The organism is Ectobacillus panaciterrae DSM 19096, assembly GCF_000430785.1.
GTDB classification, from domain to species: domain Bacteria; phylum Bacillota; class Bacilli; order Bacillales; family Bacillaceae_G; genus Ectobacillus; species Ectobacillus panaciterrae.
The window spans coordinates 1-10,062 of record NZ_AUMR01000116.1; the positions used below are offsets into that span (position 1 = coordinate 1).

The window sequence follows — 10,062 nt, forward strand, 5'->3', positions numbered from 1 at the left end:
GCAGGCATATGACGAAGGCAATCCCTTCTCTGATGGAGTGACGTGAGAGTCGTCATGGAAGCGGAGGTTTCACCTGGTTCCTCTGTGATTTGGTATGATTTGGTACGATTTTATTAACCAGGATAAAATTCATGCTAGAACACCCTTTTTTGTTAGTAGCAATTGGTGGTTTCTTTGGAGCAATAACACGTTTCGGCATCAGCAATTGGTTTAAAAAAAGATATCCTTCACCTTTTCCTATTGCTACGCTTCTTATCAATCTGACAGGTGCATTCTTATTGGGGTATGTCATTGGACTAGATAAAAATTGGCAACTATTATTAGGTACAGGTTTTATGGGTGCCTTCACAACCTTTTCTACATTCAAATTAGAGACCATTCAGCTTCATACGGATAAAAAATGGAGGATACTTGCTATGTATTTAGGAATAAGTTATACATTCGGTATTCTGTTAGCTTTCTTAGGTATGAAATTGGGAGGTGTTTTATAAGGCTTTTTTGTAAGCTTCTAGATATAGTGACTTCCGATAATAAGGTGTTATGTAAACCTCACATGAATATAATATAAAACTATTGTGATATATCTCACAGAAATGTTTCGCAATTTCGGATATGATTGTACATGAGAGTATAGAAGTTTGCACATAGGGTATATTATCATTTCTTTACAAGGGACTGTCCGTGCGTTAGCGGGCAGCCTTTTTTTTGTGCCTTCAGATGAATCGAGTAAGAACGTAATTTCCTTACATAATTAATTTTCTACGGAAACCCTCTTCATTAATCGCTTTAGCTTATTTTCTGTATCTGTTTCCTCTACTGGTGTATAGATACTGCACCGTAAATCCATATCGCCTTGAACCTGAAGAGAAGTTAAATTAAACAACATTTTGCCTGCTTTAGCATGTCTGAATTCAATTATCATTTCTGGAGCCTTACTTACTTGACTTTCTTGCCATAAATCCTGGAATTCTGAATGTGAATGACTCATTTCTTTAATAAATTGGTTGTACCATTCATCGCCTAAATAGTGTCCATAATAGGTACGGAAAATAGCAAGAAAACCTTTCGCAAAATGTTCCCAATTGACGGCCAATGCTTTTAATTCTTTTCTAGTGAACACTAAACGAATCAAATTTCTTTGATCATTCGGTATTTGTTCAAAATCTAAAAAAACATGAGCAGCTGCAGGATTCCAGCCCACAATATGGCAATGTCGATCCGTAATGATAGTCGGACAATATGTTAATTCAGCAAGTATTCGTTTTAAAGAAGGACTCAGCTCTGATTGATCCTTTTTTTGATTTGTAATTTCCGGTTTTGCCTCTAATGCCAGGTCATATAAGTAGTCTCTTTCATCATTATTTAATTGCAAAGCTGTAGAAATACAATCAAGTACGATTGAAGAAACTTTTATATCCCTTCCTTGCTCTAGCCATGTATACCAAGTGGTACTTACACCTGCTAATTGTGCAACCTCTTCTCTTCGTAACCCAGATGTCCTTCTCCGGGTTCCGGCAGGCAAACCAATAGACTCTGGCTTAATTTGGGCACGCTTAGCTTTTAAGAATGTCGACAAAGCTTCAAGCCTAGTTTTATCATTCATTTTTAAAACTCCTCATCATATCAATTTAACCTAGTAGTAATTATACCAGGATAAACTATCCCTTGTAATAGGATAAAAAAGATATAAAATACTAGTAAATTATTGATTTGGAGGGATGAAAAGTGGAAAGAGTTGTGATTACCGGTATGGGGATAGTTTCCCCTATAGGAAACAACATCCAAACATTTTGGAACAATTTGATTAACGGGGAATCTGGTATATCCACTATTGATACATTTGATGTTACTAATCATAAGACAAAAATTGCAGGTATTGCCCAAGATTTTGATGCAGATGAAGTTTTAGGAAAGAAAGAAGCAAGACGTTTAGATCGTTTTTCTCAATTTGCTTTGGCCGCAGCTGAACAAGCTTGGGAAGATTCTGAGTTAGACCTCGATCGTATAGATGTAGAAAGGTTAGGCGTATACGTAGGTTCAGGTATAGGGGGAATTGAAACCTTGATTGAAAATATTGATGTGCTTAGGCAGAAGGGACCAAGAAGAGTCAGCCCAACTCTAGTACCTGCCATGATCTCTAATGCTGCTGCAGCACAAATTAGTATCAAGTGGAACGCGATGGGACCTTCTATGTCGCCTGTTTCTGCTTGTGCAATTGGAAATACAGCTATTGGAGAAGCCTTTAGACTAATTCGTTCTGGAGAGGTTGACGTTGTGTTTGCAGGTGGAACAGAGGCAGCGATAACAGACTTATCAATAGCAAGCTTTGGTAATGCTACAGCATTATCAACTAGAAACGATGATCCCACTAAAGCTAGTCGTCCATTTGATGAAAATCGAGATGGATTTGTCATGTCAGAAGGAGCTGGAATTCTAATCTTAGAATCTTTATCTCATGCTTTACGTAGAGAGGCAAAGATTTATGCAGAAGTCATTGGATATGGTGCAAGTTCAGACGCACACCATATCGTAGCTACACATCCGGAAGGTAAAGGGGCCTATCTTGCAATGAGATCAGCTTTAAAAAATGCCAATATATCGCCTGAAGAAATTGATGTTATTAGTGCCCATGCAACAAGTACAAAAGTGGGAGACATCTCCGAAACGATGGCTATTAAGCAGCTGTTTGGCAAACAAGCTTATCAGATTCCAGTAACAGCTAATAAATCTATGCTCGGTCATATGTTAGGGGCAGCCGGTGGAGTTGAAGCAATTGCTTTAGCAATGAGCTTAAAGGAAGGGATAATTCCTCCAACAATTAACTTAGAAAATCCTGATCCATTATGTGATCTCGATTATGTACCATCTATTGCTCGCCAAGTGAAAATAAATACGGGTCTATCTAACTCATTTGGTTTCGGAGGTCATAATGCAGCTATTGTTTTAAAGAAATACGAGTGAATAAACTTCTCTCGTCAATCTAACCGTTTCTAGAGGAAACGGTTAGATTTATTCCGTTAAATGGCTCGTTTGCTGAACAAGAAAAAATTCTGCATATCAATACAGGATTTTTGATCAAACTTTTTCACAAATTATCAATCTTTATTATAAACAATCAGACTTTTTTATAAATTACCGAATTTTATTTTAAAGCCACAATTGAACACAATTTTCACCGCGACTTAGGCTATAACATTCACGTTGGCAAGAACTTCTATGCTGGATATAACTGTACGATTTTAGACATGGCAGAAGTAAGAGTTGGTGACGACTGTATGATAGGTCCTAATGTTGGAATCTATACCGCTGGGCATTCAATAGAACCTAAAGATAGAAATAAGAGCGGATATGCAATACCAATCAAGATTGGCAACAACGTATGGATTGGGGGAAGTTGTGTCATTTTGCCTGGAACTACGATTGGTGATAATTCCATTATTGCAGGAGGCTCAGTCGTTACAAAAGATGTACCTCCCAACACCATAGTAGCAGGAAATCCAGCAAAACCATTAAAAACCATCGAGTGAGGAGTAAGGAAAATTTACTTCTGATAACACTGATTATATAAAGTAGAAAGTTGATTGATTTACAAAAAGAAAAAATGCTTCGAAATTAATTCAGAAGCGTTTTTTTCTTTTGGCTCTGCTAAAATTCATTGTTGATTTTTTATACAAAAAAAGAGTTCTATTGTCTGAACCCTTTTCTACAAAATTTTTATTTTAAAATTAAACCACTTAAAACCATAAGAGTGTTTAAAGCAATATGCCAAATAATTGAGGGAATAATACTTCTAGATTTGATAGTAATCCCTCCATAAAACATTCCTCCAATAGAAAAAGCAATACAAATAACCCAAGGAATTCCGAGTGAATAATGTTGTAATCCAAAACCTAAACTTGTTATCACAACCGCCCATTTTTCACCTAATTGTTCTGAGAGTCGACTCAAAAGATTGCCTCTCCAAATTATTTCTTCGAGTACAGCGTTTGTAATTGAAAATACGATAGTGAGTAGCCATATTTCTTCGATAAAAGACCAACCATTTTGAATAACAAATGGCGCAAAGCTGACAATATTAACTGTTAATGCTATGAAAAGAAAGAATTTAACACTTGTTCGGTGAAATCCCGACCAAATAAACGGGAAATAAATTAATTCATTCCACTGTGGCTTTTTCCAATATGTTATAAATGGGGACTTAGAAAAGAAAGATAAAATGAACAATGGAACCAAAATAAAAACTAATGATACTCTGTTGAAAAATATACGTAATTCCTTTGGTTGGAATTGTACCGTCCAATGAGAATTTATATATAAATAAGCGAAAAATCCAATACCAAATAGAACATTTGTGACAACAAACGATTTCATAGATTTATCAAAAGTTACAAAAAGAAAAATAGAAGTAACTGCCCATATACCAATAAGTAAATAATTGTTTAGTTGTATCGAAATAATAAGTGACGCAAATAAAAATAACGAAACTATGTTTTTAATCATGATAGTATTTATAATTTTCAACTCCCTTAAAAAGAATACTTTTACTATGAAATCGGACAGGCATCAAATATCAACATTAACTATTAAACGAACAGAGCCTTTCTTTTTGATTTTTTTATAAGAATTTAAAGTGATGACAATCAAAATTGCCATAGGTATAAGAAGTACATACAAAGGTATGCCCAAAACGAAATATCCTCTTAAGGCTTGAATGATAATATATATAAATTCCTAGATTATATGTAGTTTCATCGAACCATCCTATTAAATTCATTTATGAATATATTAAACTAAATAAAATAAAGCGAGCAAGCAAAAATAAGCCTTAGACAAGAGATAAAAGAAAAAACACTTTTAGAGATGCGATTTTTTATCGGTTTACATATATAGTTGATTTGTGGGAGAAAGCTGGGATTAAATTATCAAAATCAGATGCAATGGAAAAACGGCAGCATAAGCTTATTGCAATTTGTTGACAATAACTTCCTCTGTCTATTATATTTAACCATATGGTTAAGTATAATGATGAAAATCTAAATGATGTGTTTTCAGTGCTGTCTGACCCCACGAGAAGAAGCATCCTTGAAATTTTATCACAAGGGGAAAGGAGCGTTACGGAATTGGCGGCGCCTTTTGATATGTCACTGCCCGCCATTTCTAAGCATTTGAAAGTATTGGAGAAGGCAGGCGTTGTTTCACAACGGAGGGTTGGGAGAAATCGTTATTATCGTCTTCGTGAGGAATCGATGGATTGTGCATGTGAATGGTTAAACCATTTTAAAAAATTTTGGCCAATTAAACTTAAAGGTTTTTTCACAAAAGACAATTAAGAATTTGGAGTGTGAGAGATGAGTTCTCGTGAGGCAATCATTAAAGTGCAAAATCTGGTGAAAAACTATGGGGAATTTAAGGCGGTTAAAGGAATAGAATTTGAGGTGAATAAGGGTGAGGTATTTGGTCTGCTCGGTCCTAATGGTGCTGGTAAAACGACAACATTAGAAATGTTAGTGGGGCTGCGAAAGCCGGATCAAGGAACCGCAAAGATTGCCCAGTATGATATTATCAATGATTTAAATAAGGTGAAGGAAGTAATTGGTGTTCAATTACAATCCACTACATTATTTGAACTGCTTACCGTAGAGGAAATCCTGCACCTTTATGCAAGCTTTTATCCAAAGCATGTTTCCATTCCTTCCTTGATTGATGATATGTTGCTGACGGATAAAAGGAAAGATCGAATAAAGGGCTTATCCGGCGGACAAAAGCAGAGGCTTGCGATTGCCTTGGCCCTTGTGCACGATCCATTCGTTATATTCTTAGATGAACCGACAACAGGACTTGACCCGCAAGCAAGGAGAACGCTATGGGATATTATCCTTCGTTTAAAGGAAAAAGGGAAGACGATTATGCTGACCACTCATTATATGGATGAAGCGCATGTATTATGTGATCGGATTGCCATTATGGATCAAGGACAGCTTATCGCTTTAGACACTCCCTCGGAGCTTGTTAAAAACCTTCAGTCTGATAGTGCCGTACAGTTCCGTTTCCAGGCTGAAGCAAGTGATGTGAATTTACTTGATATAGCAGGCGTGAAGCAGGTAGGAAATCAGAAAGATGTAAATGTTCTTTATACAGATGATCTGCAAACCACATTAACGAGTTTGATTACCTTAGCTTCCGAAAAACAGCTTCAATTGATGGATTTGCAAACGCGAACAGCGACACTTGAAGATGTGTTCATACATATGACCGGAAGGAGCTTAAGAGAAGGATGAAAGCATATTGGCAATTAACTTTAACACAGTTGCGTATTTTTCTTCGCAATCGCCAGGTTTTATTTTGGACGTTGGCGTTTCCGATCTTTCTCATGGTTATGCTCGGTTCCTTTTTAGGAAATGGAAATGGAATGTCTGTATCCATCGGCGTAGTGGATCAAGACCAATCCGTACAATCAAAAGAGTTTTTATCCGTTGTAAAAAAGAACAAAGCGATTGATCTACAAAAAGAAGACAGTAAGGATAAAGCGTTGGAACAGTTGAAAAAAGGGGATGTCCAGCTTGTCGTTGTCATACCTAAAGGATATGGTGACAGTCTTTCAAACTTATCAGCAAGCTCAAAACCATTTTCCATCCCAGTCTATTATAATGAAACGAATTTCGCTGTTTCCCAAGTTGGTCTTCAGCTGGTGAATAATGTCGTGGACGGTATTAGTAAAGAGAAGGTCGATTACAATCCTGTTGTTGTGACGGCTGCAAAGGGAATCGAAACGTTAAATTTAAAATATATTGACTTTTTAGTCCCGGGTATAGTTGCCATGATGATTATGAGCAACAATATGAACGGTGTTGCTGGGCAAATAGCCGCATGGCGAGAACGCGGAATCCTAAGAAGAATGCAAGGAACGACATTAAAAGCATCGACCTTTATTGCAGCACAAATTACAGCAAGGCTCATGCTGAATGGTTTGCAGGCTCTCATTGTACTTGGCGTGGCGCGCTTAATTTTTGGAGTTGAAGTAAGAGGATCATGGTTTACCCTGATTAGCTTTGTTATTTTAGGGACATTGGCATTTATGGCGATTGGATTTATTATTGCAGGCATTGCGAAAACGCCGGAAAGCGCTTCGCCAATTGCAGGATTTTTATCCTTTCCGATGCTATTCTTGGGAGGTGTGTTTTTCCCAATCAAAAATATGCCCGAATTCCTGCAGCCTATCGTACACATTTTGCCGATTGCTCACCTAAGCAATGCATTACGTGAAACGATGAATGTCGGCGCATCGTTTATGAGTTTAGGATCTGAAGCGCTGATTTTAGGCGGGTGGCTCATTGGCGCGTTTATCGTCGCAAGTTATACATTTAAATGGGAGTAAATAAGATAGATAGAGAATAGGAGGAGAGATAAATGAAATCTCAAGATTATAAGAATCATGCTCGTATGCACCCCCTGTATCATTATGTACTGTCACTTTTAGTTTTAGGAACGTTGATAGTTGCAGTCACAAATATGGTTCGTGCTATTAGTAAAGGAACGAATATTCTCCAAGCTGTAATTCTTGTGTTCATTATGATTATTATCATTATAATAACAGCGCTTGTAAGACTGTATGCTTTAAAGGCGCAGGACCGTGCAATTAGAGCGGAGGAAAGCCTTCGTCATTATGTGCTGACAGGAAAATTACCTGACCCCGCGCTTACTATGGGTCAAATTGTCGCGTTGCGGTTTGCTGAAGACAGTGAGTTTGCAGATTTGTGTAAAAAAGCCGCTGCCGAAGGGTTAAAGCCGGATGATATTAAAAAGGCTATTAAGAATTGGAAAGCCGACCATAATCGAATCTAGACAGAGAAAAAACACGTTAGAAGGAGCTAACGTGTTTTTTATATACAGCTGAATAAAGAAAGCGTCTTTTTGTAGTGAGGAAAGAGCATCCGGCGGAGCATAGAAGCGGTCAAACCCTTTTCCTGGCCCATACAAGGATGAGAGAGAGGAAGCGAGTGCAGGCTTTGGTTCTGTATAGCAGCGGTTCATATGTCGAAATTACAATTCATTTATATATAGTGCTAGAGTTATATATAATGTACGATGTATTCTCAATATTAAAAAATTTGTTTGCACTCGTTATTAAAATATGATATTTTAGAATTCATAAAACTTTTTCGCTGAATCCTAAGATAGGAGCGGGGGAACCAAACAAGTGATTATAAATCACTAGGGGCGAATCTTTTTAAGGTAGGGATACTCTCTAATCCCGAGCCCGACAGCTAACCTCGTAAGCGTATGAAGAGAGGAAGTGGCATTATGCCTTATAAACATTATAAACATTCTCCTTAAGGGTACAGATGACTTTTAGGTTACTTGTAAGCATCTATTACCATATACAAAAGGAGAGGATCTATTATGTGGATTCGTTTTATGATCATTGGTTTTTTCTCATTTACCGCGGTATCTCTAATAGGATATCAAATTTTAGAGATTATTCATGCATACACCAACATGTTTTTTAATAAACAATAACAATACTAAATAAAAAGTGGCCACAATGAGGGTCACTTTTTGTTTATATAAATGCAACTAAAAAAATTGGCATAAAAACGTTTCTTTTAGGGGGAGAGAGCATCCGACTAAGCGTAGAAGCGGTCAAACCCCTTTCGTTGCACATAGCACATGGAAATGTCGAAGTTATAATTCACTCAGGTATAAATATCAAAAAGACTTCGATAGTTCTCGAGGTCTTTTTGGTATGCTGAAATCATTTGTAAACGTACACGTTTATGAACAAAAAAAACTAAATCTCTTCTTATAGGCTTCTATTATGTATATAAGCTATGTTCATAGGGTATAATATTAATAGAAACTGAAAGTTCATAGACAACTTTAATTCTCTTCATTGACATAATAAGACATCATGGATAATATAAATTGATTACCCGGTGAGTTAAAAGAATCGTCACCAAGAGAACGTGAAAACCACAGTTTTTATTCTGTGTGATCTTAATTCCAGAAGAGTTTACCTTTGGAAAAGAAAAGGAGGAATTTTTATGGATATTATCAAGACACAACAATGGATAAATGACTATTTGGATTTGTATCTTTATGCGGGCAGTATAGGTGATAAATCTTGGCAACAAGAAATCATTGGGAAATTGCGAAATTTTTCTCATAAAACACAAGAACAAGCCCTTAAACCTTCTGTTGGTTTAAATAAGGTTTAATCAAAACAGACTTTAAACTGAAGTGAACCCTGAAAATGGGACACAAACAAAACACCTAGGCTACCTGTCCTCCATAGAATATGGAGGACAGGTAGCCTAGGTGTTTTTTCTATATACAAGTGAATAAAAAACCCGTTGTCTGAAGTCAGTAGACGATGCTAATCATTTGCATGAACATAATGAATCCTGTATTCTTGAATACAACAAAATAAAAAAAGGTGATTCTTTGCACTAGAATCTCTAAGTATTTATTTAAATATTCTTAAAAAAATTGTGATTTTTTTGTGAATTTTCGTTAGATAATGTAATTTTCTTGTAAAATAAAGATATGTAGTTTTTGGTTTAGCATGTCTGAGTATTTTTCACCCATACTATGTGTTCGAGAAATAAGACAATCACTCTGCTTACTATTTCTGCACCAGAATGGGAAATGCTATTCCAACTATAATAATTGAAAATTTAACGATGGGAGCTATTATTATGTCAACTTTACGCGAAGAAGCATTAAAGATGCACAAGGAAAATCAAGGAAAGCTCGGTGTTCATTCTAAGGTTCCCGTACGTGATGCGAAAGATTTAAGCCTTGCTTATTCACCAGGTGTTGCAGAGCCTTGCTTGGACATTCACAAGGACGAAAGCAAAGTATATGATTACACAATGAAGGGGAATCTCGTTGCCGTTGTTTCAGACGGAACAGCTGTACTCGGCCTTGGAAATATCGGTCCAAAAGCTGCTATGCCGGTAATGGAAGGAAAAGCGTTGCTTTTCAAATCATTTGCTGATGTGGATGCATTCCCTATTTGCTTAGATACAACTGACCCGGATAAAATTGTGGAAGTTGTTAAAT

The 10,062-nt window shown here is 36.6% G+C and carries 9 protein-coding genes, 2 pseudogenes and 1 riboswitch; of the genes and pseudogenes, 9 read left to right on the forward strand and 2 right to left on the reverse strand.

The features are described 5' to 3' along the window. The first annotated feature begins 131 nt into the window (after positions 1-131). Complete coding sequence (crcB, locus tag H540_RS0120040; RefSeq protein ID WP_028402115.1) at positions 132-491, forward strand: fluoride efflux transporter CrcB; 360 nt, start codon at positions 132-134, stop codon at positions 489-491. Between the two features lie 260 nt (positions 492-751). On the opposite strand, the gene H540_RS0120045 is transcribed toward crcB, so the two are convergent. Continuing rightward, a complete protein-coding gene (locus H540_RS0120045) occupies positions 752-1,603 on the reverse strand; it encodes a helix-turn-helix transcriptional regulator (RefSeq protein WP_028402116.1) in 852 nt (283 codons plus the stop codon). Between the two features lie 122 nt (positions 1,604-1,725). Between H540_RS0120045 and fabF the strand changes: the two genes are divergently transcribed. Further along, on the forward strand, positions 1,726-2,961 hold the full coding sequence (gene fabF / locus H540_RS0120050; RefSeq protein WP_028402117.1) for a beta-ketoacyl-ACP synthase II: 1,236 nt from the start codon (positions 1,726-1,728) through the stop codon (positions 2,959-2,961). A 188-nt stretch (positions 2,962-3,149) separates the two neighbouring features. Then, positions 3,150-3,527: pseudogene (locus tag H540_RS30375) on the forward strand (sugar O-acetyltransferase); the annotation flags it as partial. A gap of 187 nt (positions 3,528-3,714) precedes the next feature. On the opposite strand, the gene H540_RS0120060 reads toward H540_RS30375, so the two are convergent. Further along, entirely contained in the window at positions 3,715-4,521 is an 807-nt protein-coding gene (locus tag H540_RS0120060; RefSeq protein WP_425388151.1) for a CPBP family intramembrane glutamic endopeptidase, read from the reverse strand. Positions 4,522-5,009: 488 nt separating this feature from the next. On the opposite strand from H540_RS0120060, the gene H540_RS0120070 reads away from it, so the two are divergent. The 6 genes and pseudogenes from H540_RS0120070 to ystJ form a co-directional block, all read left to right on the forward strand. Further along, on the forward strand, positions 5,010-5,330 hold the full coding sequence (locus tag H540_RS0120070) for an ArsR/SmtB family transcription factor (RefSeq protein WP_028402119.1): 321 nt from the start codon (positions 5,010-5,012) through the stop codon (positions 5,328-5,330). A gap of 18 nt (positions 5,331-5,348) precedes the next feature. Then, complete coding sequence (locus tag H540_RS0120075) at positions 5,349-6,278, forward strand: ABC transporter ATP-binding protein (protein WP_028402120.1); 930 nt, start codon at positions 5,349-5,351, stop codon at positions 6,276-6,278. After that, positions 6,275-7,375 carry an ABC transporter permease gene (locus H540_RS0120080; protein ID WP_028402121.1) on the forward strand — a complete coding sequence of 367 codons (1,101 nt, stop codon included), beginning with the start codon at positions 6,275-6,277 and terminating at the stop codon, positions 7,373-7,375. The genes H540_RS0120075 and H540_RS0120080 overlap by 4 nt, the downstream gene beginning before the upstream one ends. A 32-nt stretch (positions 7,376-7,407) precedes the next feature. Next, a complete protein-coding gene (locus H540_RS0120085; protein WP_028402122.1) occupies positions 7,408-7,842 on the forward strand; it encodes a DUF6526 family protein in 435 nt (144 codons plus the stop codon). 308 nt (positions 7,843-8,150) lie between these two features. Next, a riboswitch (cyclic di-AMP (ydaO/yuaA leader) is annotated at positions 8,151-8,295 on the forward strand. Between the two features lie 746 nt (positions 8,296-9,041). Further along, on the forward strand, positions 9,042-9,215 hold the full coding sequence (locus H540_RS33455) for a hypothetical protein (protein WP_155891091.1): 174 nt from the start codon (positions 9,042-9,044) through the stop codon (positions 9,213-9,215). Positions 9,216-9,695: 480 nt separating this feature from the next. Then, positions 9,696-10,062, forward strand: a pseudogene (gene ystJ, locus H540_RS0120100) (NADP-dependent malic enzyme); the annotation flags it as partial.